This window comes from Aeromonas enterica (assembly GCF_054052465.1).
Genome location: NZ_JBSTYL010000009.1, coordinates 98517 through 123436, shown reverse-complemented (window position 1 = coordinate 123436; position 24920 = coordinate 98517). Strand labels below are relative to the sequence as shown.

The 24920-nt window shown below is 59.2% G+C and carries 23 protein-coding genes; 7 read left to right on the top strand and 16 right to left on the bottom strand.

The window, feature by feature from the left end; all coding sequences use genetic code 11:
- Positions 1-8 precede the first annotated feature (8 nt).
- Entirely contained in the window at positions 9-281 is a 273-nt protein-coding gene (gene hupA, locus ACW5XD_RS12070) for a nucleoid-associated protein HU-alpha (RefSeq protein WP_005305063.1), read from the bottom strand.
- Positions 282-339: 58 nt separating this feature from the next.
- Positions 340-525 (bottom strand): hypothetical protein, encoded by a 186-nt coding sequence (locus ACW5XD_RS12065; RefSeq protein ID WP_456495086.1) that lies wholly within the window; start codon positions 523-525, stop codon positions 340-342.
- Positions 526-623: 98 nt separating this feature from the next.
- Between ACW5XD_RS12065 and rsd the strand changes: the two genes are divergently transcribed.
- Positions 624-1106, top strand: coding sequence for a sigma D regulator (rsd, locus tag ACW5XD_RS12060; protein ID WP_456495085.1), 483 nt, complete (start codon positions 624-626; stop codon positions 1104-1106).
- A 101-nt stretch (positions 1107-1207) separates the two neighbouring features.
- Positions 1208-1588, top strand: a complete 381-nt coding sequence (locus ACW5XD_RS12055) for a PilZ domain-containing protein (protein WP_456495084.1) — start codon at positions 1208-1210, stop codon at positions 1586-1588.
- A gap of 97 nt (positions 1589-1685) precedes the next feature.
- Here ACW5XD_RS12055 and radA read toward each other — a convergent pair whose 3' ends face one another.
- Entirely contained in the window at positions 1686-3050 is a 1365-nt protein-coding gene (radA, locus tag ACW5XD_RS12050; protein WP_456495083.1) for a DNA repair protein RadA, read from the bottom strand.
- Positions 3051-3150: 100 nt separating this feature from the next.
- On the opposite strand from radA, the gene ACW5XD_RS12045 reads away from it, so the two are divergent.
- A complete protein-coding gene (locus ACW5XD_RS12045) occupies positions 3151-5529 on the top strand; it encodes a PilZ domain-containing protein (RefSeq protein ID WP_456495082.1) in 2379 nt (792 codons plus the stop codon).
- A 146-nt stretch (positions 5530-5675) separates the two neighbouring features.
- Here ACW5XD_RS12045 and ACW5XD_RS12040 read toward each other — a convergent pair whose 3' ends face one another.
- Positions 5676-6581: an alpha/beta fold hydrolase gene (locus ACW5XD_RS12040; protein WP_456495081.1), complete on the bottom strand. Its 906-nt coding sequence runs from the start codon at positions 6579-6581 to the stop codon at positions 5676-5678.
- A 35-nt stretch (positions 6582-6616) separates the two neighbouring features.
- A complete protein-coding gene (gene serB, locus ACW5XD_RS12035) occupies positions 6617-7633 on the bottom strand; it encodes a phosphoserine phosphatase SerB (protein WP_456495080.1) in 1017 nt (338 codons plus the stop codon).
- Positions 7634-7753: 120 nt separating this feature from the next.
- On the opposite strand from serB, the gene ACW5XD_RS12030 reads away from it, so the two are divergent.
- The gene (locus ACW5XD_RS12030) at positions 7754-8371 is read left to right on the top strand and encodes a YtjB family periplasmic protein (RefSeq protein WP_456495079.1); all 618 of its coding nucleotides are present in this window, start codon (positions 7754-7756) and stop codon (positions 8369-8371) included.
- A 98-nt stretch (positions 8372-8469) separates the two neighbouring features.
- On the opposite strand, the gene deoD is transcribed toward ACW5XD_RS12030, so the two are convergent.
- The 7 genes from deoD to ACW5XD_RS11995 all read right to left on the bottom strand — a co-directional run bounded on the left by deoD (position 8470) and on the right by ACW5XD_RS11995 (position 15736).
- Positions 8470-9183, bottom strand: coding sequence for a purine-nucleoside phosphorylase (gene deoD / locus ACW5XD_RS12025; protein ID WP_043139789.1), 714 nt, complete (start codon positions 9181-9183; stop codon positions 8470-8472).
- Between the two features lie 153 nt (positions 9184-9336).
- Positions 9337-10545: a phosphopentomutase gene (locus ACW5XD_RS12020; protein ID WP_456495078.1), complete on the bottom strand. Its 1209-nt coding sequence runs from the start codon at positions 10543-10545 to the stop codon at positions 9337-9339.
- A 14-nt stretch (positions 10546-10559) separates the two neighbouring features.
- Positions 10560-11891, bottom strand: a complete 1332-nt coding sequence (gene deoA / locus ACW5XD_RS12015; protein ID WP_456495077.1) for a thymidine phosphorylase — start codon at positions 11889-11891, stop codon at positions 10560-10562.
- Between the two features lie 108 nt (positions 11892-11999).
- On the bottom strand, positions 12000-12773 hold the full coding sequence (gene deoC / locus ACW5XD_RS12010) for a deoxyribose-phosphate aldolase (RefSeq protein WP_017411234.1): 774 nt from the start codon (positions 12771-12773) through the stop codon (positions 12000-12002).
- 392 nt (positions 12774-13165) lie between these two features.
- A complete protein-coding gene (locus ACW5XD_RS12005) occupies positions 13166-13336 on the bottom strand; it encodes a XapX domain-containing protein (protein WP_005305103.1) in 171 nt (56 codons plus the stop codon).
- A 123-nt stretch (positions 13337-13459) separates the two neighbouring features.
- Entirely contained in the window at positions 13460-14734 is a 1275-nt protein-coding gene (locus ACW5XD_RS12000; RefSeq protein ID WP_043139798.1) for a NupC/NupG family nucleoside CNT transporter, read from the bottom strand.
- Between the two features lie 213 nt (positions 14735-14947).
- A complete protein-coding gene (locus ACW5XD_RS11995; protein ID WP_456495076.1) occupies positions 14948-15736 on the bottom strand; it encodes a TatD family hydrolase in 789 nt (262 codons plus the stop codon).
- A gap of 40 nt (positions 15737-15776) precedes the next feature.
- Here ACW5XD_RS11995 and tppF point away from each other — a divergent pair, with 40 nt between their 5' ends.
- Positions 15777-16391, top strand: coding sequence for a type IVa pilus pseudopilin TppF (tppF, locus tag ACW5XD_RS11990; RefSeq protein WP_456495119.1), 615 nt, complete (start codon positions 15777-15779; stop codon positions 16389-16391).
- Between the two features lie 232 nt (positions 16392-16623).
- Here tppF and ACW5XD_RS11985 read toward each other — a convergent pair whose 3' ends face one another.
- From ACW5XD_RS11985 to ACW5XD_RS11970, 4 genes are all read right to left on the bottom strand, one after another.
- Positions 16624-17178 (bottom strand): N-acetyltransferase family protein, encoded by a 555-nt coding sequence (locus ACW5XD_RS11985; RefSeq protein ID WP_456495075.1) that lies wholly within the window; start codon positions 17176-17178, stop codon positions 16624-16626.
- 74 nt (positions 17179-17252) lie between these two features.
- Complete coding sequence (rlmD, locus tag ACW5XD_RS11980; RefSeq protein ID WP_456495074.1) at positions 17253-18605, bottom strand: 23S rRNA (uracil(1939)-C(5))-methyltransferase RlmD; 1353 nt, start codon at positions 18603-18605, stop codon at positions 17253-17255.
- A gap of 189 nt (positions 18606-18794) precedes the next feature.
- The gene (gene amt, locus ACW5XD_RS11975; protein ID WP_043554493.1) at positions 18795-20237 is read right to left on the bottom strand and encodes an ammonium transporter; all 1443 of its coding nucleotides are present in this window, start codon (positions 20235-20237) and stop codon (positions 18795-18797) included.
- A 636-nt stretch (positions 20238-20873) separates the two neighbouring features.
- A complete protein-coding gene (locus tag ACW5XD_RS11970) occupies positions 20874-21920 on the bottom strand; it encodes an AraC family transcriptional regulator (protein WP_456495073.1) in 1047 nt (348 codons plus the stop codon).
- Positions 21921-22483: 563 nt separating this feature from the next.
- Here ACW5XD_RS11970 and ACW5XD_RS11965 point away from each other — a divergent pair.
- Positions 22484-23899 (top strand): SRPBCC family protein, encoded by a 1416-nt coding sequence (locus tag ACW5XD_RS11965; protein WP_456495072.1) that lies wholly within the window; start codon positions 22484-22486, stop codon positions 23897-23899.
- Positions 23896-24918, top strand: coding sequence for an NAD-dependent epimerase/dehydratase family protein (locus ACW5XD_RS11960; RefSeq protein ID WP_456495071.1), 1023 nt, complete (start codon positions 23896-23898; stop codon positions 24916-24918). The genes ACW5XD_RS11965 and ACW5XD_RS11960 overlap by 4 nt, the downstream gene beginning before the upstream one ends.
- The last annotated feature ends 2 nt before the right edge of the window (positions 24919-24920 follow it).

Below are 24920 nucleotides of genomic sequence, written 5' to 3'. Positions count from 1 at the left end.
TTGGGGGATTACTTGACGGCGTCTTTGAGCGCCTTGCCTGCCACAAAGGACGGCACATTCGCGGCTGCAATCTGGATTTCTTTACCAGTTTGCGGGTTACGGCCGGTACGGCCAGCGCGATGGTTCACCTTGAAGGTACCAAAACCCACCAACTGCACAGCATCGCCTTCTTTCAGGCTCTGGGTAATACCATTGATGATCTCTTCCAGAGCAACTTTGGCCTGAGCTTTGCTCAGATCTGCTTTGGCTGCGATTGCATCGACAAGTTGAGCTTTGTTCATAACATTTCCTTTATGATCGGGCATTTAGCACTGGGTCACTCTATTCAAAAAAAAACACTCAGGCAAAGGCTTTATCAGCCAGATTGGCTTGAATGCTGGGGTTTTCATCAAGATCTGCGGAAATAGTCACATATCTTGTCCCTTCGTTATCGTGATTGACAGGAAGAGAAAAGAAAATGATGGCGTCTTGTAGCCGAAACACCATCTGGTATAACAATATCCCCACGCCCCTATTGACGGTCAACTGGATTTTCCCTAGTTATAGGAGGGTGTCGTCAGTCAATAAGAAAGGCCGGAGGCCTGTAACGATAGCACTCCATGCCTATGCCCCACGGAGGGATTATGTTAACTGAACTGGAACAAACCAAACGCGCATTGGCAGGAAAACACAGAGCTATCGATGACTGGCTGGATGCCAGACAGGCTCTGCTGGTCGAATACATGCGGCTGGCCGGCCTGACTCCCGCCCGCACCAAGCAACGTTCGCTCCCCGGTCATGTCGAACTGCAACGCTTCTGTGAACAGCTGGTTGACTACGTCAGTGCCGGCCACTTCGAGATCTACAACCATGTCGTTACTGCCTTCGAAAAAGCCAGCGGCGACAAACTGGAACTGGCCAAGCGTATCTATCCCCATATTCGGGCATGCACCGAATGTGCTCTGGAATTCAACGACAAGTACAGCAACGCTGATGAGGCTCAGTTGCTGCTATTGGACGAAGACTTGAATCAACTAGGCCCTGTGCTGGAGGATCGCTTCAAACAAGAGGATCGACTGGTCAAGGCGTTGCAAGTGGTAGAGTCACTCAGCACCCAACAGGTTTGATAACCAATTTCGGAGCCAGTTCAAGATCCTGATGCGCAAGGTGCATTACACTCTATGTCATGACCTTTAGCATCAAACTCTATTGCTGACAGGAGATGAGAATGTCCGAGCGTCGCCGTTTTTCACGGATCCTCTACTTGACCATGGCCGACCTCGTCCAGGGCGATAAGAAATGGCGGACCCAACTGGTCGATGTCTCCCTGCAGGGCGCGCTGTTGATCCGGCCCAATGACTGGGAAAGCAATGATAACAAGGAGTACGAGCTCGGTTTTGTCCTGAGCGGCAGCGACATTGAGATCAAGATGCAAGTTGTACTGACCCATGAGGCCAGCAAGAAACTGGGTTTCTACTGTCACCACATAGATATTGACAGCGCGACCCATCTCAAACGGATGATCGAGCTCAACGTCGGAGATGAAGACTTGCTGCACCGTGAACTGGAGCAACTTCTGAACGAACATCTGGAACACCCTCACCCCTGAGGCCCCCTCCAGATGCAATAAAAGGAGCGCCGATGGCGCTCCTTTTATTGTCGGGAATCAGTTAAAGCTACGTTTTAGAGTGCAGCTGCCTCAATGATCACAAGGCTTCCAGCGCATCGGCCAGTTTTTTCACCGGCACCACTTCCATTCCCTCTATGGGATGCTTGGGCGCGTTGGCGTGGGGCACTATGGCCCGGCGGAAACCATGCTTGGCGGCCTCCTGCAACCGTTCTTGCCCAGATGGCACGGGACGGATCTCGCCGGACAGGCCCACTTCGCCAAACACGACCAGATCTTTGGGCAGGGCCTGATCTCTAAAGCTGGAAACCATGGCCAGCAACAGCGCCAGATCCGCACTGGTCTCTTCAACCTTGACGCCCCCCACCACGTTGATGAAGACATCCTGATCCGCCATCTGCAGCCCGCCGTGACGATGCAGCACAGCCAGCAGCATGGCGAGCCGGTTGTGATCCATCCCCACCGCCACCCGACGTGGGTTGGATAGCTGGGAGTAATCTACCAGCGCCTGCAACTCCACCAGCAGCGGCCGGGTGCCCTCCCAGATCACCATGACGATGGAGCCTGGCGCTTGATCTTCACCCCGACTGAGGAAGATGGCAGAGGGGTTGCTCACCTCTCGCATGCCTTGCCCCGTCATGGCAAACACACCGAGTTCGTTGACGGCACCGAAGCGGTTCTTGTGGGAGCGCAGGGTACGAAAACGCGAGTCATTGGCACCATCGAGCAGCACTGAGCAGTCGACACAGTGCTCCAGCACCTTGGGACCCGCCAGAGTGCCGTCCTTGGTGACATGGCCCACCATGAAGATGGCGACATGATTCTGCTTGGCGTAACGGGTCAACAGGGCTGCGGCCTCCCGCACCTGAGAGACAGAGCCTGGAGATGACTGCACATCGGCCACATGCATCACCTGGATGGAGTCGATGACCATGATCTGCGGCTGCTCCTGCTGAGCTATGATGCAGATCTGCTCGACGCTGGTCTCGGACAGCATCCGCAGCTTGTCGGTGGGCAGCCCCAGCCGGCTGGCACGCATCGCCACCTGCTGCAGCGACTCTTCCCCCGTAACATAGAGGGTCTTCATCCGCTCGGCCAGACCGCACATGGTTTGCAGCAGCAGAGTGGACTTGCCCGCCCCCGGATTACCGCCGATAAGAATGGCTGAACCTGGCACCACACCACCGCCAAGCACCCGATCCAGCTCCTTGAAACCGGAGGAAAAGCGGGGGATCTCGGTGGTGGCGATCTCCGCGAGCGTCTGAACCTGACTGCCGACGGCGCCGGCATAGCCGGTGTAGCGGGCATTTTTGCCCGGCGTCACTGAGCCAAGCCGCACCTCGGTGATGGTGTTCCACTCCTTGCATTCGCCGCACTGACCTTGCCAGCGTGTGAAGTCGGCACCACATTCGGTACAAACATAGGCAGTTTTATTTTTGGCCATGGATAACTCGGGGACAGGATGAATTCCTGCTTGATATACTTGTTTGCGACCGACAGATCAAACCCAGAATCGGAAAAGTGACTTTCCGTGGCAGGAACACATGGATTCAGAACAACAACAGCACCTGATTGAACAACTTATTCCTCTGCTCAGAGAAAAGGATTTCGATGACCTCTTCAATCGCCTGACTCAGGACGAAAACAGCAACAGCCGTTTCCTGATCAAAATGGAGATCAAGCGCAAATGCACCCCTTGTCGTCGAGTCATCGACATGCGCGACGACCAGGGGGAAGAGTGCCTGATCCATGAGTTTGAAGGGGTCACCCACTTCATGCCAGCCGAAGCCATCGGTCTGTTCCAGTCCCAGTGCTATCTCTATAAAGATACCTATACACTGGGAGTCTATGAAGCGCTGCTATATTGGCAAAAACACCACCAAAGCAGGGCCGATGGTCCACTTCAGCCCCCTGCCAGTCCGTTTCGCCAATACGATGTCAATCCGATCCCCTTCGCCAGCTACTATGGCCGGCGCCAGGAGAGAATGCATTTCAGCTCTCCCGTGGTGATCAAATTTGCCGATGGGGACAAACTTTTTGCCAAGAGTTCGGACCTTTCTCTCGGCGGGATCCGGGTCTCGGTTCCCTATCTGCCCAACTACCAGACCGGCGCCCAGGTCGAAGTCTTCTTCACCGGGCTGGAGCGGGACCACCCCAACCCCATATTGCACCATTCGGTCAGCTACCAGATTTTGGGAGAAGAGAGCAAAGAGGGGAAGTATTGGCTGAGGCTGCTCAAAACCGGCGAGCACACCGACTTTGACCGTTTTCTGGCCGAGTTCATTGAAAGCAACAAAAGCCGCTATCGGGTCAGTGTGGATTATCTGCTGTCTGCTGCCATCATCAAGGGGTACGAGCAGTTCTACCTGCCACGCATGACCGGCATGCCGCTGTTCTTCGGCACGGGAGACAGCCCCAGCCTGGAGATAGCCCTGCGTACCGAGAACAATCAGCACATCCTCGAATACTGGCGCGATGCCAAGAACCGCGACATGCTTGCCAGCCTGTTCTCGGCGGCTCGCATGCAATCCTTGCTACCGGCTCCGGGCACCTTGCGGGAAACCCTGATCTACTGCTTCACCCATTCGGTGCGCAGCCATCTCTACTTTTTCTCCGCCACCCGGGAGGAGTTGCAACAGAGCGGTCTGATGTCCCTCTTTTTCCAGGTTGGGGCCCGCCGCCCCAGTTGGCGCGTGTACAAGTTCAGCCTGGAGCGCTGCGATCTGCACGAGGCCGATCTCGCCAGCCAGCAGAGCCAGGACAACCTCCAGTTGCAGGACATGCTGCTGCAGGAGCGGCTCAAGCAGATAAACTACGTCGGCCTGCTGCAAGATATCGGCCTCGACAGCCAGCGGGAAGAGTTTCACTACGATGCCAGCGTGCAGCACAACGCCAACGAGCTGCAGCGCTTCGGCCATGATCTCGGGGCCGCGCCCTTCGAGATAGAGACGCTGCATTATGTGCAGTTGCGCAAAGAGGCACGCTACATCCACAAGACGGCCGTTGCCATCAAGCACAACGGACGGGCCTGGCTTGGCTGGACCCGCGACATCTCGGCCCACGGCATGCAAATAGAGCTGGAAGAGGCGTTCGAGGGGGAGAAGGATGACATAGTCACTCTGGCACTGCCCCGCCTGCAGGAGCTCTCCAAGAGCATGGATCTGCAACGCCTCCCCTACCGGCTGGTCAGCATCAACCTGACCCGGACCGTGCTGCATCTGTGCATCGAGGGGGATCCGGAGCGCCACACCGGTCGCCAGTTCTTCAGCCTGCTGATCGAGAGCAACCAGAACAAGCTCAAGGCGGCGCAGGAGCAGCGCCGTTATCGCGGCATGGCCAGGGCGCTGCGCAACATCTACACCCACCACATTTTCAGCACCCCGGTCTATATCAACAAGCTGAAGGGGGCCCCAAAACCGGCCTCGGTCGGCCATGCCCCCCAGGATCGCAGCCTGTCACGTCTGCTGCGAGCCTGCGCCGAGCTGGGAGATCAGGACAACCTCTATCCCCTGTTCCAGGGAGAGCTGCTCAAGCAGTTGATCATGAACCCGCTGCGTGCCATCGAACGGGAAGACAAGCCGCAAGAAGAGGAGGTCTACATCGCCAGCCTGCACACACCGGCAGGCTTGCCCGTCTTCTCCAGCCGACTGGCCAGCAGTTTTCAGGACATGGCGGAAAAACGCAGCTTCATTGAACAAGCGCTGCGTCAGGGCGAGTTCTATTCGGTGCTGGTCGGTATCTCCCGCACCGGCCGACCCGATACCAACTTCATCGCCAACGAACTGGATTACATCGCCAAATTTGCCATTCACAAGGCCAAGAAGCTGGAGGAGGAACTGTGGAGCGTGGTGGGGGTGGGCGAGCTGACCGATACCAGTCAGGCCACCCTGTTCCGGCTCGGCATAACCCCGCCCATCAACTGAGCGGCGACTCATGCCAACGAACCGGCTCAACCACTGATGTCGACGGCAAACCGGCAAGAAAATAATGGCGGGCCATGGCCCGCCATTATTTTCTCCCTAAATCAACACATCAGGATAAGGGGCATCACCCGCCAACCTTGTCTCCATCACGCGGCATGCGGGTTGAGCAGCCATTCGAGGATCTGCGGGAAGTGATCCTCCTGTGCCTGTGGCGCCGTCAGCATGTTGATGTGATCGTAATCGAGCCGGTTGCCATTGTCCTTGCCAAGCCGGGTGTGGCGTGTGGCGGAGCCCATCTCGGCACTGAAGCGGCGCACGTCGGTCGGGTGCCCCAATACCTTGTCAGCCTTGGCTGAAATCATCCAGAGCGGCGGCCAGTTGACCCTGGCTGCCGCTTCGTCATAGGCAAAGCCGTCGTGCGGATCCTGCCAGGGCCCGCACTTGACCCAGGGAATCGTCTCCTGCAGGTAGCGCAGCGGCTCGTCATCTGCCCCCATTTTAAGGCGGCGGGCCGCCAGAAAACCACGGTGTCGCGCCAACCAGGGCGCCAGCCGATTCCAGATGAGATCCACCTTCAACCAGCGCTCCGGGTTCTGCACCGAGACGCCACGCTTGGTACCAAAGAACACCAGGCTGGCGATCTGCCCGGCCAATTCCGGAAAACGCACCAGAGTCGATGCCATGATGACACCGCCCCAGGAGTGAGCCATCCAGTGCAGCTTGAAGCCGGCATGGCGCGCTGCAATCCAGCGGTGCAAGACCGGCAAATCCTCGGTGATCAGCTCGTGCTGGCCATGCTCGGCTTGCATGGCGATGGCCGGGGTGCTCAGGCCCCGGCCGCGCAGGTCGGCCACATAGACCTGATAGCCGTGGCGTGCCAGAAAGCAGGCCAGCCCCTTGCCCGATTCGGTGTAGAAGATGCGGCCGTTTTCGATGGCGCCGTGCACCATCAGGATCGGCTCTGCATGTACGGCGACCCGTGGCTGGATGTGGCGTACGTGCAGCTGGTGCTCACCACAGGGAATAAACAGGGATTGCTGTAACAGTTCCATCGCTATGCAAGGTTCCATGATGTGGGGTGGATAACTCAGGATCCGTGACTATCCCAACGGCGATCGCGACAGGCAAGGGCGCCGAGCAGGCAGATCACCCCTTCCAAATCATGATGGTTGAGGGTGGCAGCCGCCTGGGCCCGTACCAGCGGCTTGGCGTGGATGGCGATACCAAGGCCAGCCACCGCCATCATCTTGAGATCATTGGCACCATCGCCGATGGCCACTGTCTGGTCAGCGGCGATACCAAAGTCACTCGCCAGCTGTTGCAGCACCTCGGCCTTGACGCTGGCGTCCACGATGCGGCCACTCACCTTGCCGGTCAGCCGCCCCCCCTCGACAGCCAGCTCGTTGGCGAAGATGGCGTCCAGCCCCAGCGCCTGCTGCAACTCACCGGCGAAACGGGTGAAGCCCCCCGAGGCGATCGCCATCTTCCAACCTGACTGCTTGAGGGTATCGACCATCAATTGCAGGCCCGGCATCCAGGGTATCTGGGCCGCCACCTCGTCGAGAATGGTGACCGGCGCCCCCGCCAGCAGGGCGACCCGATTGCACAGGCTATCGGAAAACTCCAGCTTGCCCTGCATGGCCGCGGCCGTCACGGCGGCCACCTGCTCGCCCACTCCCGCCAGACGGGCGATCTCGTCGATGCACTCGATCTGGATGGCGGTCGAGTCCATGTCCATCACCAGCAAGCCGGGCTCGCTCAGGGTAGGCAGCGCGGGCAGATGGCAGATGTCGATGTCCCACTCCTCGGCCTTGAGCCACTGCACCAGCTCGGGGGAGAACCTGTCCGTTCCCAACAACAGCAAGGGCACCCCGGCCGGGCTGCTCGGCGGATAGAGCTGGGCCCGCATATCCTGCGCAGCCAGCGACTCGGCCAGGCGCGCCAGATGGCGGGCGGCAAGGGACTTGCCAAACAGCACCAGCCAGGCGCCATCCAGCGGTTTGGCAACGGGCAGCAACGCCTGCGGCGTCAATTGCCACCAGGGGGCACTGGGCAGGCACTCTGGCCACTCGGACAAGGCCGCAGGTAATTGGGACAACAGCATAGAGATAGAGCCTTCCTTGGTGATCATGGGATTAACAAAGCTGGCCCAGAGTAGCGTATTGCTTTTTGTACAGGCAAGCGCCAAGATCCCGCCACCGCTCGTCGTCAGGAGGCTCAACGCTTGCGTCATCTTCCCATCAAACGTGTTCTCAGTCTGGGTGCCGGCATCTTGCTCGGCCTCTGGGTGCTCGCCGTGCTCATCCATATGCAGGGCGAGAGCCAGGCCTCGCTACACAGCGAGGCGCGCAACCGTGCCCAGGCGCTGGTCGCCTATGCCGCCCGCGACATGAAGCGCTGGATCAAGGAGGACAAGAACAGCGAGCTGGAACGGCTGGCCCAGGATCTGGCTGCCGAGCCCGAGATCCTCGATGCCACCCTCTATGACGCCCGTGGCATCCCCCTCGCCCAATCGGACTCCGCCGTGCCACTGGACAGCCTGCTACCCATCGGCGACAACAACAAATCGGTGCCGGAGCAGGGCAAGGGCCGCATCCAGTTTGTGCAGGAGATCCTGGATGGAGAACAAACCTTAGGGTATTTGCGCATCACTCTGGAAGAGCAGCAGCTGCTGGCGGACAAGGACACCCGGCTCAAGGTGATACAGGAGAAACAGCGGCTGATGCTGCTGGTGGCGCTGCTGGCCGGCCTGCTCATCTCCTACGGTGTGCGCCGCAACTACATGCGGGTGCGCAAGCACAAGAAGAAGAGCCCGCCCTCATCGGGTGCACCGAGCGCCTGATCCCATAGGGTTCTAGGCCCGCTGCGGCGCTGCGGCCACGAACCATAAAAAAACGGCGACCCTGGGGTCGCCGTTTTGCATGGAGTCCAGGCTGCGGATCAGTCGCCCAGCAGCACTGAGTCCAGTGCGATTTCGATCATGTCGTTGAAGGTCAGCTGACGCTCTTCGGAGGTGGTCTGCTCGCCGGTACGGATATGGTCGGAGACGGTGCAGATGGTCAGTGCCTTGGCACCGTACTCTGCGGCCACGCCGTAGATGCCGGCGGCTTCCATCTCGACACCCAGGATGCCGTACTTTTCCATGACGTCGAACATGGAGGGGTCCGGGGTGTAGAACAGGTCGGCGGAGAAGATGTTGCCGACGCGCACGGCAACGCCCTTGTTCTTGGCGGCCTGCACGGCATTGGCAACCAGACCGAAGTCGGCGATGGCGGCGAAGTCGTGATCCTTGAAGCGCAGACGGTTGACCTTGGAATCGGTGCAGGCACCCATGCCGATCACCACATCACGCAGTTTCACGTCTTCACGCACGGCGCCACAGGAGCCCACGCGGATCAGGGTCTTCACACCGTAGTCGGTGATCAGCTCTTTGGCATAGATGGAGCAGGACGGGATGCCCATGCCGTGACCCATGACGGAGATGCGACGGCCCTTGTAGGTACCGGTGAAGCCAAGCATGCTGCGCACGTCGCACACCTGCTCGACGTTCTCCAGGAAGGTTTCGGCGATGTACTTGGCGCGCAGGGGGTCACCCGGCATCAGCACTGTATCAGCAAAGGCGCCATCTTTCGCATTGATATGAGGAGTTGCCATTCTCTTGATTCCTTCACACTAGGTTGAGTTTTATTGTCTTTATTGGTTGCCCGTCACCGAGGTGACGGGCGGTAAATTACAGGAGGCAAGTGCCGCACTGCAACTTGGGCAGGCCCCGCAAAACAGACTGCAAGGCGCCGCCCAAAATCGGCATTACAGGAAGCTGGTACCGTATTGCAGCTTGGGCAGGCCGTGGTACGCCGCTATGCTCTGGCCGATGTCGGCAAAAGTCTCGCGACGACCGACGGAGCCCGCCTTGACCGGTTTGCCGAAGAACAGCACCGGGATGTACTCACGGGTGTGATCCGTACCGCCCCAGGTCGGATCGCAGCCGTGGTCGGCGGTCAGTACCACCACATCGCCATCTTGCAGCATCGCGAACAGCTCCGGCAGACGGGAGTCGAAATACTCCAGTGCATCGGCGTAGCCCTTCACGTCACGACGGTGACCGTAGGAGGAGTCGAAGTCCACGAAGTTGGTGAAGACGATGGTCTGGTCACCGGCCGCTTTCACCTCTTCCAGAGTGCGATCCCACAGCTCGGTCAAGCCAGTGCCCTTCACCTGCTTGGTGATGCCCTGGTTGGCATAGATGTCGGCGATCTTGCCGATGGAGACCACCTGACCACCCGCTTCTTTCATGTAATCCAGCACGGTCGGCGCCGGCGGCAACACTGAGTAGTCGTGGCGGTTGCCGGTACGCTTGAAGTTGCCCTTGCCGCTGCCCACGAACGGACGCGCGATGACGCGGCCGATGTTGTAGGGCTCCAGCAGCTCGCGCACTATGTGGCACAGCTCATAGAGCTTCTCGAGACCGTAGGTCTCTTCGTGACAGGCGATCTGGAACACCGAGTCGGCAGAGGTGTAGAGGATCGGCTTGCCGGTGCGCATGTGCTCTTCGCCCAGATCATCCAGCACCTGAGTACCGGAAGCGTGGCAGTTGCCGAGGTAACCGGACAGACCCGCCTTCTCGACGATGGCGTCCAGCAGCTCCTGCGGGAAGCTGTTGTGGTGATCGGTGAAGTAACCCCACTCGAACAGCACGGGCACACCGGCGATCTCCCAGTGGCCGGACGGGGTGTCCTTGCCGGAGGAGAGCTCCTGGGCGAAACCGTAGGCACCGACCACCTCGATATCCTTTTTCAAGCCTGCCGGGAAGTAGCCGGAGGCCAGCTCACCGGCATGGCCCAGACCCAGCTTGTTCAGGTTCGGCAGATTGAGGGCGCCACGGCCTTCAATCTCACCGGCGGCACAGGCCTTGGCGATATGGCCAAGGGTGTTGGCGCCCACATCTCCGAACTTGTCGGCATCGGCGGCAGCGCCAATACCGAAAGAGTCCATCATCAGAATAAAGGTACGTTTCATGGGACTTCCCCTTGTTACAAATCAGCCAGACCGATGCGACGATAGACCTCAGGCAGGGCCTGGGGTTGAGTGTCACCGATCTTGACAGCCGCCTGCACCATGCTGGCAGCCTGAGCAAATTGCTCTTCGGTTTGAGCGTGGATCAGGGCAATCGGCTTGTCAGCATCGACGCTCTGGCCCAGGCGGATAAAGTCGGTCAGACCGACAGCGTAATCGAGTTTGTCACCGGCGGCGCGACGACCGCCCCCCATGGCGACCACAGCCAGCCCCAGCTCCCGGGTATCCATGGCCGCCACGAAACCGGCATTGGCCGCATACACGGGGCGCACGATGGCAGCCTTGGGCAGGTGGCTATCATAACGTTCCATGAAGTCGGAAGGACCACCGAGGCCGGTCACCATGCGACCGAAGATCTCGGCAGCCTTGCCGTTGTCGAGCACGGCTTGCAGCTTGCGGCGGGCATCGGCATCGTCGCTGGCCAGATGGGCGGAGATCAGCATCTCGGCGCACAGGCTCATGGTGACTTCGTGAATGCGCGGGTTGCGGTGCTCACCTGTCAGGTAGCGCACGGCTTCGCGTACTTCCACCGCGTTGCCAGCGCTGGAGGCCAGCACCTGGTTCATGTCGGTCAAGAGCGCTGAAGTGCGGCAACCGGCACCGTTGGCCACGGCGACTATGCTCTTGGCCAGCTCTTCGGACGCTTCGAAGGTCGGCATGAAGGCACCGGAGCCGACCTTGACGTCCATCACCAGCGCTTCGAGCCCGGAGGCGAGCTTCTTGGAGAGGATGGAGCCGGTGATCATGGCGATGGATTCGACGGTGGCGGTGATGTCGCGTACCGCATAGATACGCTTGTCGGCCGGAGCGAGATCGCCGGTCTGACCTATGATGGCGACACCCGCCTCTTTCACCACTTTCAGGAAACGATCGTTGTCGACCGAGGTCTGGTAGCCGGGAATGGCATCCAGCTTGTCCAGGGTGCCGCCGGTGTGGCCCAGGCCACGGCCGGAGATCATCGGCACGAAACCGCCGCAGGCGGCGACCATGGGGCCAAGCATCAGAGAGACCACATCACCCACACCGCCGGTGGAGTGTTTGTCGACAATCGGGCCACCCAGATTCAGGTGATCCCAGGTCAGCACCATGCCGGAGTCACGCATGGCGCAGGTCAGGGCAACCCGCTCATCCATGGTCATGTCTTTGAAGTAGACCGCCATCGCGAGCGCAGCGATCTGCCCCTCGCCGATGGTGTTGTTGGTAATGCCCTGGATGAAGAATTGAATTTCTTGGGTACTGAGCGCTTCACCGTTGCGCTTCTTGCGAATAATTTCTTGAGGCAAAAACATCTTTCATTCCCTCCGCCATTGCTGGCGTTACACAAGCCTGAATCCTTGCCCGCACACCGAATGGTGGGGCGCAACAGGGCGGACCAGGTCCGCCCTCTCATCAACCTATTAGTAACCGCTGGTGTTGGCCGGCTTGTCGCCATGCCCCAGTGTGGCCAGCAGGCTGGCCAACAGGCTGGATGCACCAAAGCGGAAGGTGCGGGCGGATACCCAGTCCTTGCCCAGGATCTCTTCGGCCATGGCCAGGTACTGACCCGCCACGGCGGCGTCTTTCACGCCACCGGCCGGCTTGAAGCCGACTTTCGGGTTCTTGGCCTTGATCACTTCCATCATGATGCGGGCCGCTTCCGGGGTCGCATTGACCGGCACCTTGCCGGTGGAGGTCTTGATGAAGTCGGCGCCGGCGTCGATGGAGATCTCGGAGGCGCGGCGGATCAGCGCCTCTTCTTTCAGTTCACCTGTCTCGATGATCACTTTCAGCAGCGCTTGCGTGCCGCAGGCTTCCTTACAAGCTTTGACCAGATCGAAGCCAACCTGTTCATTGCCGGCCATGAAGGCGCGGTAGGGGAACACCACGTCCACTTCGTCGGCACCGTAAGCCACGGCGGCACGGGTCTCGGCCACGGCAATCTCGATGTCGTCGTTGCCATGGGGGAAGTTGGTCACGGTGGCGATGCGCACGTCGGCGGCGCCGATCTCACGCAGTGTCTTGCGCGCTATGGGGATGAAGCGGGGATAGATGCAGACGGCGGCGGTCAGGCCGGCCGGAGACTTGGCCTTGCGGCACAGGTCGATCACCTTCTGATCGGTGTCATCATCGTTCAGGGTGGTCAGGTCCATCAGGTTCAGGGCGCGTTGGGCGGCCAGTTTCAGATCAGTCATTCTATTCTCCAAAGTCTCGATTTAATCCTGCTTCCAGGGGCGAGCGCCTGCTTGTCGCAACGCAACCAGCAAGACACGACTCCCAAGGATACGGGAATGGAATTACAGCGCGCATGCACAGGCAATATGGCTGTAAATAAGGCAAGAGCCCTGTCACTTTCTTACAAAAGTGCGGACTTGGTTCCATGAAGACTTGAGAAAGGCCGACAACTGCTGACCCGACTTCCCAATCAATTCCATTTGACCGCCAACACCCGATTTGATCGGGCATTAGTCAATGCCAGCACCCTGCTGGCAATGCCTATTTCAGCCGAGATACCCCGTGTTTGCAAGCCGGATTTGCCAATTTCAGAGGTACCTCACATCTGGCAAATCCGGTACTGAAAAGTGCGTTAAGAGAAGAAGCGTGTGAGTATCCAGGAGTACGCCAGCCCCCCCAGATAGACCCCGACTATCCCCATTACCCCGGACAGTACGGGTGGGGCCGGGATCGGCAATTTGAGGAAAGAAAACAACAAGCCAACGATAAAGCCGGCCGCCATCGCCAGTAGCACTTCATTCATATAACCTCCGATTTGACTCATTTTATTATTAGTTTAGAAAGGAAAACGGTTGTCACCGCTCCAAACGCGAACGCCACAGCTTTTCGCTGTGGCGTTCGTCTTTACCTGAGTGTCAGGCAAATATTACATGGCTGTCAGTGCCAGGAAGAAGCCTGCGATGGTGGCAGACATCAGGTTGGACAGAGAGCCGGCCAGTACAGCCTTCAAACCAAATTTGGCAATGGTGCCGCGACGGTTCGGTGCCATGGAGCCCAGACCACCCAGCAGGATGGCAACGGAGGATAGGTTGGCGAAGCCGCACAGGGCGAAGGAGATGATGGCCTTGGTGTGCTCGGACATGGCCACGCCGTTGATCAGCACTTCATCCTTCAGGTAGGGGGCAAAGTTCAGGTAAGCCACGAACTCGTTGACCACCAGCTTCTGGCCGATGAAGGAACCGGCCACCACGGCCTCGCTCCAGGGTACACCGATCAGGAAGGCCAGCGGGGAGAACAACCAGCCCAGCAGCAGTTCCAGGGAGAGCTGCGGATAACCGAACCAGCCACCCACACCGGCGAAGATGCCGTTGATCATGGCGATCAGGCCGATGAAGGCCAGCAGCATGGCACCCACGTTCAGGGCCAGTTGCAGACCGGCGGAGGCACCGGCGGCGGCGGCATCGATCACGTTGGCAGGCTTGTCTTCCAGATCGCCATCGGCATTGTTTTCGTCATAGTTGGGGGTCTCGGTTTCCGGTACCAGCAACTTGGCGAACAGCAGACCACCCGGGGCAGCCATGAAGGAGGCGGCGATCAGGTATTCCATCTTGACGCCCATGGAGGCATAACCGGCCAGCACGGAACCGGCGACGGAGGCCAGGCCACCACACATGACGGCGAACAGCTCGGAGTCAGTCATCTTGGAGATGAAAGGGCGAACCACCAGCGGAGCTTCAGTCTGACCGACGAAGATGTTGGCCGTGGCAGAGAGGGATTCGGTACGGGACGTGCCCAGTACTTTTTGCAGGCCACCACCCAGCAGCTTGATCACCCACTGCATGATGCCCAGATAATAGAGAACCGCGATCAGGGAGGAGAAGAAGATGATGACGGGCAGAACGCGGAAGGCAAAGATAAAGCCGCCGCCGCCGAACACTTCAAACATCTTGTTGCTGACCAGACCACCGAACAGGAATTCGATACCGTTTTGGCCATAACCGATGACGCTGGAAACGGCATCAGATACACCGACCAGAATATCTCGGCCAACCGGGACGTACAGCACGAATGCACCCAGTCCAGCTTGAATTGCAAAGGCACCGGCTACGGTGCGAATTTTTATTGCTTTGCGATTACTGGAGAACAGCACCGCGATAAGGATGAGTGTTGCCATCCCTACCAGACCCATAATCAAATTCATTATTAACACTTCCTCTTTAGTAGCACCTTCCAGCTTGTTAACAACTTGTATCTCAAAGCCATCAATCAAGGGTGCGCATTATACTAATTACGGTGCGACAAAGTAGAATACTGGTCACATTTTATAAGCATGAAATGCGCTAGAGGTCGTCAAATTAGACCGCAAACGATTTTTACTTACCCCGTTTTTTATCATGATGCTATCAAGAGTTAATCAGGTGTTAATTTCAGAGAGTCCGAGCGGGAAAGTATGAAAAGTGGATTCATGTAACACCGCGACAACATGACTCAAGGGCTGTTGCCGCAATTCAGCCAAGAGTTGCGCAATCTTCGGCAAGTTGGCGGGGGTATTGGGGATGCCCTGCTGACCCTGCAACGGCATGTCGGGCGCATCCGTCTCAAGCAACAAGGCCTCCAGTGGCATGTCGCGGATCGCCTCCCGGGTCTTGTTGGCCCGTTCATAACTGATGACGCCACCTATTCCCAGCCGAAACCCAAGCTGCCAGAACGCTTGTGCCTGTTGCAGCGAACCGCTGAAGGCATGGATGACCCCACCCCTTGCCGGTTTGAAACGGCGCAGGATTTTGGCAACCGTGTCGTTGGCCCGCACTGAATGGACTATCAGTGGCAACTCATGCTCCATAGCCAGCCTGATCTGTGCCTCGAACCAGACCAGCTGCCCCTCCTGCGGCACCTGGCTGCGTAGATCCAGCCCGCACTCCCCGACCGCCACCAGACCAGTGGGTCGGGCAGCCAACAACGCCTGCAATCGCGTCAGCGCACCCTGAGTCTGAGTGCCCACATACCAGGGATGAATGCCCAGACCGTAGGCAATTCCTGGGTATTGCTCCGCCAACGCCATCACGCGAGTCCAATTTTCCTCTCCCACGGCGGGGATGATATACTGGCCCACCCCCAACTGCCGGCAATCTGCCAGCAACGCCGCCCTGTCTGGATCGAAGACGGGAAAATCGAGATGGCAATGGGTGTCGATCAGTTGCATGTCGCTTTCACCTGTTTGTCGTACTTGATGGGTCTACTCAATAATGAAACGCTCGAACCATGGCTTTACCCTGATAGAACTGGTGATGGTCATCATAGTGCTGGGGGTTCTGGCCGTCACCGCCCTGCCCCGCTTTATCAATATCAAGGATGATGCCCTCAAGAGCACGGTTGCCGCCACTGCCGGCGGCTTCGCCAGCGCCGTGCAGCTTGCCCATGCTGGCTGGGCGGTCAAAGTACAGGGACAAAGCCTGGCCCTCTACAACTTCAGCGGAATGGGAAACAAAGACCTGGATATCAATCACTATGGCTGGCCGGTGGGGACAAAAGAAGATCAAGGTGAGCAAGGTATTGACCACATCTTTCCTGGCGGAACCAGTGATCAGATCTCGGTTAGCAGTCCAGATGACTGTGAATCTCTTTTCACAGGCATGCTGGATACCGATCAAACTGTTGCGGACCTGAGTGATCACAGCACCACCGCTGACTATATCTCGCAAGAAATCAATGTTCCAAGCCAAGCTGAAGACACTCTAAACCACAGCAACTGCCGCTATACCCTGCGCGACTCCATCGCCCGCTTCCCGGCTTACCCGGATGGATTGAGCTTTGACTACAACAGCGTTACCGGGGCCGTGACGCGCAATTTTGATTGAGTGACGAAGCGTCGCCCTCCGACGCCGGCTCCTCCTGCTCATCTTCGTCATAACGCACCGGCGCGCAGCTGCGCCGGTTCTCCGGGATGAGTCCCCACTCCTGACACCAGCCATCGTAGCGAGCCAACCAGCGTAACAAGATACATTTCATGGTCCCTTTCCTCTCTCCATCACACTATCCGATACTCTGCCCCACGCCTCTCGCCAACCCGGCGAGATCGGGTCAACGGCATCATGGCGCTCCGGACGGCAACAGCAGGCCCATGCTGATCTCGTCGACATAGCTCTCGTCCAGCCAATACGCCTGCCGCCGCAATCCCTCATCCATGAAGCCGCACTTGCGGTAGAGTGAATGGGCCACCCCGTTATGTGCCATGACGCCCAGCTCCAGTCGGCTGATACCAAGCTCGCTGGCCGCCGTGATGAGTGTACGCAGTAACCGCTCACCCCACCCCAGACCCCGCGCACTCGGCCGCAGCCCCATTACCACCAGTGCACAGTGGCGATTGCGATGCATGTTTCCCCCCAGCAGGACTGCAAAGCCCTGGACCTCACCGGCCAGGCTCAGCAGCCACATCCGCTGGTTGCGGCTGGCCTGCATGGCTGCCAGACGCTGGCATTGCCCCTCAATGTCGGATGGTCTCTCCCCCGCCTCATACAGCATGAAGCGGGTCTCCCGATCCAGTTGCTGAAAGAAGTGATCCAGTGCTGCCGCATCCTCCACGCTTGCCAGACGAATCGTCATGCTTATCCTCCCTGTTTGACGGCCGCGCCGGATTACGGGCATAAAAAACGACTCCATTTGGAGTCGTTTTTAACAGAGCCATCTGGCTAATTCAATCGCAGCGGCGCGAGTGCCTGTCAGCCTTTGGCAGGCAGGCTCAGGCGAGCGACCGCTTCCACATGCATGGAGTGCGGGAACATGTCGACCGGCTGCACCTCATCCAGCACGAAGCCCTGCTTGACCAGCCAGGCGAGATCGCGGGCCAGGGTCTGCGGGTTGCAGGAGACATAGACCAGTCGACGCGGCGCCATGGCGACCAGGGTCTGCAGCACCGCCTTGTCACAACCCTTGCGGGGCGGATCCAGCACCACGACGTCGGCGGTCACACCTTGGGCGTGCAGCTCGGGCATCAGCTGCTCGGCCTTGCCCACGTGGAATTCGGTATGCTCTATGCCGTTGAGGGCGGCGTTGCGACGGGCATCGCTGATGGCGCTCTCCACCGACTCAATCCCCACCACCTTGGCGGCCTTGCCAGCCAGGAACAGGGAGATGGTGCCGATACCGCAATAGATGTCGAACACAGTCTCGTTGCCGGTCAGCTCGGCATACTCGAGGGCGCTGGAGTAGAGCACATCAGTCTGGGTCGGGTTGTTCTGGAAGAAGGAGAGCGGCGAGATCTCGAATTCGAGTTCATGGATCTTGTCGCGGATCACCCCTTCACCCAGCAGCACCCGGTTGGTGGCGCCCAGAATACGGTTGGTGCGCTCATCGTTGATGTTCTGCACCAGGGTAGTGATGGGCAGATCGCTCAAGCTCGCCAGCAGCTCGGCTTCGAACGGCAGCGTTTCACCCAGAGTCACCAGCACCACCATCAGCTCGCCGCTCTTGAAGCCCTTGCGGGTCATCAGATTGCGCACGCAGCCGGTGTGGTTCACTTCGTCATAGGCGGCGATGTTGTGCTCGCGCATCCAGTTGCGCACCCGGGCGTTGAGCTCCACGTGCAGCGAGTCCTGCACCGCGCAATCATCGGCGGTGATGAGATCGTGGGAGTGCTTGCGATAAAAACCGATCTCGGCACCGGCGTCGCAGCCACGCACCGCATATTGCGCCTTGTTGCGATAGGCGAACGGGCTCTCCATGCCGAGGATGGGATTGACTGTGGTGTCACCCAGCCCGACCTGTTCCAGTGCGCTCTGCACCAGAGCCTGCTTGAGCTTGAGCTGGGCCGGGTAGGCCAGCGGGCGCACCTGGCAGCCACCGCACTCGGTGTTGGGGCAGAAATCGGCGACCCGATCGGCGGACGGCTGGAGCAGCTCGGTGACCTTGCCATGCAGATAGTTCGGCTTGACCTCGGTCAGCTCCACCAGCGCCTGCTCACCGGGCAACAGACCCTCGACAAACAGGGGGCGATCAAACAGGCGTCCCTTGCCATCCCCTTTGTCGGTCAGTTCCAGGATCTCGATCTGGTGTTGATGTCCCACTAACGGCATGAGCGGCTCCAAAGGCGTAGAAAATGATGGGGAAAATGGGGCAAGCCCATTTAGGGTGGCAGAGTTTAGCGGAGATCCTGTCAAATTGCAGGCATAAAAGCTGGGGCAAGGCGCACTCCACTTTATGGAGACATAAAAAAGCCGCCGGCATAACCGGCGGCGATCCTGTCAGCAAGTGACCCAGCGCGGTTACAGGCTATAGGCTTTTTCACCGTGGGTGGTGACATCCAGCCCTTCCCGCTCCGCATCTTCCTTCACTCGCAGGCCGATGAGCAGATCCACCAGCTTGTAGGCCACGACCGAGACGACCCCGGACCAGAGGATGGTGACCCCGACCCCGATGGCCTGGATCTTGACCTGGGCCAGGATGGAGTAACCTTCCGCGACCTGGTTGGTGACATAGTCCCACACCCCGGTACCGCCCAGATCCGGGCTGGCAAAAACGCCGGTCAGCAGCGCACCGAGAATCCCGCACACACCATGCACGCCAAACACATCCAGGCTGTCATCGGCTCCCAGCAGGCGCTTGAGGCCGTGCACTCCCCACAAACCGGCCACGCCGCTGATGAGGCCCATCACCAGGCCACCGCCAACCCCGACGAAACCGGCCGCAGGGGTGATCACCACCAGCCCGGAGACGGCGCCGGAGGCAGCGCCCAGCAGGGAGGGACGCCCCTTCATCACCCACTCGGCCAAGGTCCAGGAGAGCGCAGCCGCAGCCGGTGCCACCCAGGTGTTGATGAAGGCCAGTGCGGCTATGCCGTTGGCTTCCAGCGCGGAGCCGGCGTTGAAACCGAACCAGCCGAACCAGAGCAGGGAGGCCCCTATCATGGTCATGGTGAGGCTGTGCGGTGTCATGGGATCTCGCCCGTAGCCCAGACGCTTGCCCACCAGATAGGCCCCCACCAGACCCGCCACGGCGGCGTTGATGTGCACCACGGTACCGCCTGCAAAATCCAGTGCACCATGCTGGAACAGATAACCGGCCGTCGCCGTTGCGGTCGCCGCCGCCTCGGCCGTGGTATAGGCATCCGGGCCCGCCCAGTACCACACCATGTGGGCCAGCGGTATGTAGGCGAAGGTGAACCAGATCACCGAGAACAGCAGCACGGCGGCAAACTTGATGCGCTCGGCGAAGGCACCCACTATCAGGCCGCAGGTGATGGCCGCAAAGGCCCCCTGGAACACCACGTAGATGAACTCGCTGATGCCGACCCCCTTGCTGAAAGTCGCTGCAATGGAGTCAGGAGTGACCCCCTTGAGCAGCGCCTTGCTGAAGGAGCCGTAGACACTGTTGCCCTCGGTGAAGGCCAGCGAATAACCGTAGAGGATCCACAGCACGCAGATGAGCGAGAACAGGGTGAACACCTGCATCAACACGCTCAGCATGTTTTTGCTGCGTACCAGACCGCCATAGAACAGGGCCAAGCCCGGAATGGACATCAGGATCACCAGTGCTGCCGACAGCAACATCCAGCTATTATCCCCCTTGTTGATGGTCACAGCGGCAGCGACTGGCGCCGCAGCCTGTACGACGTCGGCCGATGCGGCCACCACCTCTTCAGCCCAACTGGGGGCGGCCAGCAAGGCGGCAAGCGCCAACAGGCCAGTCATCACGAGTCTCTTGAGCATACTGCCATCTCCTTCCCTGTCGTCCCGGCACCTGTCCGGGTCCATTTCCTGATATGAACATCGAATCCGACAATCCACACAAACTCACACTCAGCACACACTTGCCACTGCCCTGGTCATGCTTCCTTCATCGGGCAGCGTCATGGCGACATGATTGCTTTAAAGCATAAAGCAGGCCAACTCACTAAATTGATTGTAATCAATACCTTAATATCAAGCAGGCAAACCAATGCACCAGATTGGATCACCAAGCACGCCAACCTGAGCAAGCCCGCACTTCTACTGTGCATCGCAACCAGCACGCACCGAAATAGAGCAGATCATAACCCGGGACAGATTGCAGAGCGGTGACGGGCGCACAGCCGAATGCGGCAGAAACAAGCCTGCGAGCTGGTGAGAGCAATTCAGGAAAAAGAAACACTAAAGAAGGAAACCCCAAGAGGAAAGAATGCAGAAGCTGCAGTTTCATAAAGATATTTTATTCATAACCAATTGAATAAAAATGATTTATCTATCTTCTATTTGTTCTGGCTAAGGCGGGTTTGCACACTTTTTCTCACCAACATCACACGACCACAGATACCTTGCCATGGCGGCTTGGCAGACCTCATCTCGTCTCCTTACCCAAGCGGGGTCCTAACCACGAACACGCAGACGTGAACGCATACGTTTGGGTTGTTGGTCGACCGGCAACTGTTTTTGCCATTCCCTTGGGCTCTTGCCGAACCAGCGTTGGAATGCCCGGGAGAAAGCACTGAGATCAGAGTAGCCAAGTAGCCCGGCAAGTTGGGTCAGGCTGATTTCCGAGTCCCGCAGGTAACGCGTCGCTAGAAGCTGGCGTGTTTGATCCAGCAGGGCCTGAAATGAGGTTCCCTCTTCGGCAAGGTAGCGTTGCAAGGTGCGCGGACTGAGCATCATATAGTCGGCAATCAGCTCGACGGTGACCCGCCCATTGGGTAGGAAACTGCGCAACAACTGCTGTACATAGGCCGGTAGCTCATGGATTGACAGCTGATCGAGACTTTCCAGGTGCTGCTGGATCAGGCGATGCAGGTTTTTATCAGCCGCGCTCAGCGGTGACTCGAGCAAGTGGGCGTCGAACACCCAAGCGTTGTAAGGGGTGTTGAATTGAGGGATGACGCCGAGCAGGCGCCGGTAAGTGCTCGCTTCGTTCACCGGCGCGTGCTGCAACAGCGCCGCCAGCGGCTGCCAGCGGCTGCCGAGCAGGGTGCGCATCAGCTGCATCCCGACGCCCAGGGCCAATTCCGTGCCATGCCGCAAGCTCAGCAAGCTTTCGCATCCCGGGGAATAGATCAGCAAGACATGATCGCCTTGCAACTCCAGTTTGACCTCGGCGGCGCCGGAGTGCAGGTGGTAGTAATGCGCCAGTTCCTGAAGCGCATCACGCACATTCTTGGCATTGCGGATCAGGTATAGCAGGGGCCCGAAGATACCGACGCCTTGATGCAAGCCGTACTGCAAACCGAAGAATTGATTTCCGCTGCACTGGGCGCACAGCGCCAGCAAATTAAGGAACTTGCGATAGGAGATCAGGCCTTCCGGATGTTCAAGCACATCACGGGACAAGCCGGCCTTTTTGAGTAACTCATCAGGGTTCAGCCCCTGGCTGACTGCGAATTCGGCGAAGCCGTAGAGGGATGAGGCGCGGGAAAAATCAGTCATGACCGACCTCTTTTTGATGTTGTATTTATGCTTGCTGCTCAGCAACAACGCTTGCGTGGCTGTGCTCTGTTTTTGGCACAAATGTTGGCCGGTTGGCGCGTTATGTCAATATTTTTCGGGACCGAGCACTCTCCCTGCTGCCTGCATACAAACCAGCATCGTTAAAAGATGGCGGGTAGGTGTTGGCTGGCTTTCTGTCGGGGACGCTGCGCATGGAACATGCCCCAAGACTTAGGTACGACGGAGGCTTCGATATACCTGCAACCGGCATTTTATCTTCGCCACCGGTGTCATTTGGCTGTGAATAGCGCCAGGCCGCCGACCGTTGCACGTATGGATGAAGCTTGCCAGGTTGGCGTGATTTGTCAAATTGGTGGCGCGCTAAGCCTATCTTCTACTGGGACCTAGTGCGAATAATCTATCCCCATGACTTCCCCAGAGCGCGTGCTGGCTTTGCTGCTGGTCGGTGTCAGTGGCGAGCGTCGCACTACGGCGCATTGCCCGGCAAACGAATGAATAGCCAAGTACGAAGTTGCAATGACAATAACCACAGGGACAACGAGATGAGTCAGCGACTTTGTCAGATTGCCTTCAGTGTCAGTGACCTAAGGCGCAGTCACCGGTGGTATCAGGATCTGTTCGGCTTTATTCCGGCTGGTGGCACCGAGGCATTCAAGGGTTGGGCGGCCGAAAAAGTGCAAGGCCTGCCGGGCGCGCGCAGCACCTGTTGGTGGCTGCTGGATACCCAGGAGCAATTCCAGATCGAGCTGTTTCAGTTTCACTGTCCGCAAAGTCGATCGCAGCCAAGCGACTGGCGCATGTGCGATCATGGCTACAACCTGGTCGGCATCCATGTGCCGGATTTCGATGCGGCGCTGGCGCGAGCCGAACGTTTGGGCAGTCCGCTGATAGGCACAGTGGTGGGCGAGCAAGGTCGTCGTCGCGCTTGTCTGCACGATCCGGACGGTGCCTTGCTGGAGTTGATGGAGGACGATCCGCGCGCACCCAATCCGCGACTGCGGCCACGTTCTGGTCCCCTGTCCACGGCTCGCTTCATCACCCTGTCGGTGGCCGACCTGGCGCAGTCACGTGACTTTATGGTCAATGCTCTGGAGCTGGAAGAGGCCGCGGGTCTCAGCTTGCACGGCCCCGAGCACGAGGCGTTGTGGGGCCTGGACGGCGCACGGCGCGAAAGCCTGTTGTTCTGGGCCGACGACATCCTGATCGAAGTGGTGCAGTACCGCGATCCGCCGGGCCGGGCCTTGCCTGCCGATTACCGGATCAGCGACCTGGGCATCCTCAATCTGGCCTTTGGCTATCGCCGGCAGCGCGAGCTGCGGCGGGTCTTCGACCGCATGGTGAACGCCGGGGCCAAACCGAATTTCCCCTTCCCGTTCAGCGTTTTCAACTGGGGCGTGATGTACGTCAACGACCCCCAGAACTTCTCCTTCGAGCTGCTCGCTGTGCGCCCGTACTACGACCGCTTCATGGGCTTCACGCCCAAACATTTCGATGCCGAGGTGACGCATCAGGTGTTGGTGGACGCCCCTGTCGAACTGATCTGGGAGCGCCTGGCTGATCACGCCAGCATCGGTGACTGGTTCTGTTACCAGGGCAAGCTGCTGCAGCCTGGCCAAGGGCATCCTGGTGGGGTCGGCGCTCTGCGCGAGCTGAGCCGCTTCGGCGAGCGGGTGGTGGAGGAGGTGCTGACCTTCGAACCTTGCCAGCGCATGGATTACCGCCTGATCAGCGGCGCACCGGTGAAGTTCCACTTCGGTCGCATCGAGCTGACACAAACCGCCGACGGCAAGGTTTGGCTCGATTACAGCATCAGATTCGTCGCGCGCCTTCCCGGCAGCCAGTGGCTGCTGCGTTTGCTCATCGGCGGGCGGATGCGTCGTGGGGTAGATCGCCTGAAAGTGATCTGTGAACTGCAAACCCGGCGAGCCCAGGGCAGCCTACAGGGACAACAAGTATGAGCAACGTACAGGCCCCCGTCGGCCGCGACGGACAAACCCCGCAGCTGCCGCGTTCGGTGTTCGTCACTGGCGCCAACGGCTTTATCGGCCGGGGGCTGATGGATCGCTACCAGGCGCTCGGCGTCGAGACGCGCGGAATGGATTTGCACGCCGACCCGGCGCGCAATGTGGTGGCTGGCGACCTGACCCAGCCGCAGAACTGGGCCAGCCATGCCCAGGGCTGCGAGCTGTTTATCAACACCGCGGCAGTGGTATCGCTGGCGGCGCCATGGCAGCTGTACCGCGAGGTATCGGTGCATGGCGTGGGCAATGCGCTGGACGTGGCCATCGCTGGCGGCGCCAAGCGCTTCCTGCATTACTCCTCAGTGGCGGCCATGGGCTGGGATTTCCCCGATCAGGCCGACGAGAAAGCCTGCGTGATGATCGGCCCCGACTACCGCTACGGCGTGGCCAAGGGCGCCAGCGAGCATGTGGTACTGGCCGCCCATGCCGCCGGCGAGATCGACTGCACCATCATCCGTCCCGGCGACGTCTACGGCCCGGGTTCGCGGGCCTGGATCAGTGAGCCCTACAAGATGGCCAAGGCCGGCACCCTGGTGCTACCAGCCCATGGCAACGGCGTGTTCAGCCCGGTCTACGTCGATGATCTGCTCGACGGCACACTGCTGGCCGCCGGCTTGCCTCAGGGCTGCGGACAGATCTTCATCCTTTCCGGCGGTGCCCCCATCACCTGCCGTGAATTTTTCACCCATCACTGGCACTGGGCCGGCCGCAGTGGTGCGCCGCGGGCTCTGCCGACCGCGTTGGCGCTGCTGCTGACGCGGCTGATCTGGGGTGCCAACCGGCTGCTGCAGCGCCACGACGAGGCCTGTCCGGATGCCATCCATATGCTCGCTCGGCGTGGCGATTACTCGATCGAGAAGGCCAAAAACCTGCTCGGTTATCAGCCCAAGATGTCCCTGGAGGAAGGTCTGCGCCGTTCCGAGGACTGGCTGCGCGCAACCGGACAGATGACCTGAGC

Excerpts from the sequence above, each read along its gene's own strand:
- hupA (WP_005305063.1), bottom strand. The coding sequence starts at position 281 with ATGAACAAAGCTCAACTTGTCGATGCAATCGCAGCCAAAGCAGATCTG.
- rsd (WP_456495085.1), top strand. The coding sequence starts at position 624 with ATGTTAACTGAACTGGAACAAACCAAACGCGCATTGGCAGGAAAACAC.
- ACW5XD_RS12055 (WP_456495084.1), top strand. The coding sequence starts at position 1,208 with ATGTCCGAGCGTCGCCGTTTTTCACGGATCCTCTACTTGACCATGGCC.
- radA (WP_456495083.1), bottom strand. The coding sequence starts at position 3,050 with ATGGCCAAAAATAAAACTGCCTATGTTTGTACCGAATGTGGTGCCGAC.
- ACW5XD_RS12045 (WP_456495082.1), top strand. The coding sequence starts at position 3,151 with ATGGATTCAGAACAACAACAGCACCTGATTGAACAACTTATTCCTCTG.
- ACW5XD_RS12040 (WP_456495081.1), bottom strand. The coding sequence starts at position 6,581 with ATGGAACTGTTACAGCAATCCCTGTTTATTCCCTGTGGTGAGCACCAG.
- serB (WP_456495080.1), bottom strand. The coding sequence starts at position 7,633 with ATGCTGTTGTCCCAATTACCTGCGGCCTTGTCCGAGTGGCCAGAGTGC.
- deoD (WP_043139789.1), bottom strand. The coding sequence starts at position 9,183 with ATGGCAACTCCTCATATCAATGCGAAAGATGGCGCCTTTGCTGATACA.
- ACW5XD_RS12020 (WP_456495078.1), bottom strand. The coding sequence starts at position 10,545 with ATGAAACGTACCTTTATTCTGATGATGGACTCTTTCGGTATTGGCGCT.
- deoA (WP_456495077.1), bottom strand. The coding sequence starts at position 11,891 with ATGTTTTTGCCTCAAGAAATTATTCGCAAGAAGCGCAACGGTGAAGCG.
- deoC (WP_017411234.1), bottom strand. The coding sequence starts at position 12,773 with ATGACTGATCTGAAACTGGCCGCCCAACGCGCCCTGAACCTGATGGAC.
- ACW5XD_RS12005 (WP_005305103.1), bottom strand. The coding sequence starts at position 13,336 with ATGAATGAAGTGCTACTGGCGATGGCGGCCGGCTTTATCGTTGGCTTG.
- ACW5XD_RS12000 (WP_043139798.1), bottom strand. The coding sequence starts at position 14,734 with ATGAATTTGATTATGGGTCTGGTAGGGATGGCAACACTCATCCTTATC.
- ACW5XD_RS11995 (WP_456495076.1), bottom strand. The coding sequence starts at position 15,736 with ATGCAACTGATCGACACCCATTGCCATCTCGATTTTCCCGTCTTCGAT.
- ACW5XD_RS11985 (WP_456495075.1), bottom strand. The coding sequence starts at position 17,178 with ATGCCCGTAATCCGGCGCGGCCGTCAAACAGGGAGGATAAGCATGACG.
- rlmD (WP_456495074.1), bottom strand. The coding sequence starts at position 18,605 with ATGCCGTTAGTGGGACATCAACACCAGATCGAGATCCTGGAACTGACC.
- amt (WP_043554493.1), bottom strand. The coding sequence starts at position 20,237 with ATGCTCAAGAGACTCGTGATGACTGGCCTGTTGGCGCTTGCCGCCTTG.
- ACW5XD_RS11970 (WP_456495073.1), bottom strand. The coding sequence starts at position 21,920 with ATGACTGATTTTTCCCGCGCCTCATCCCTCTACGGCTTCGCCGAATTC.
- ACW5XD_RS11965 (WP_456495072.1), top strand. The coding sequence starts at position 22,484 with ATGAGTCAGCGACTTTGTCAGATTGCCTTCAGTGTCAGTGACCTAAGG.
- ACW5XD_RS11960 (WP_456495071.1), top strand. The coding sequence starts at position 23,896 with ATGAGCAACGTACAGGCCCCCGTCGGCCGCGACGGACAAACCCCGCAG.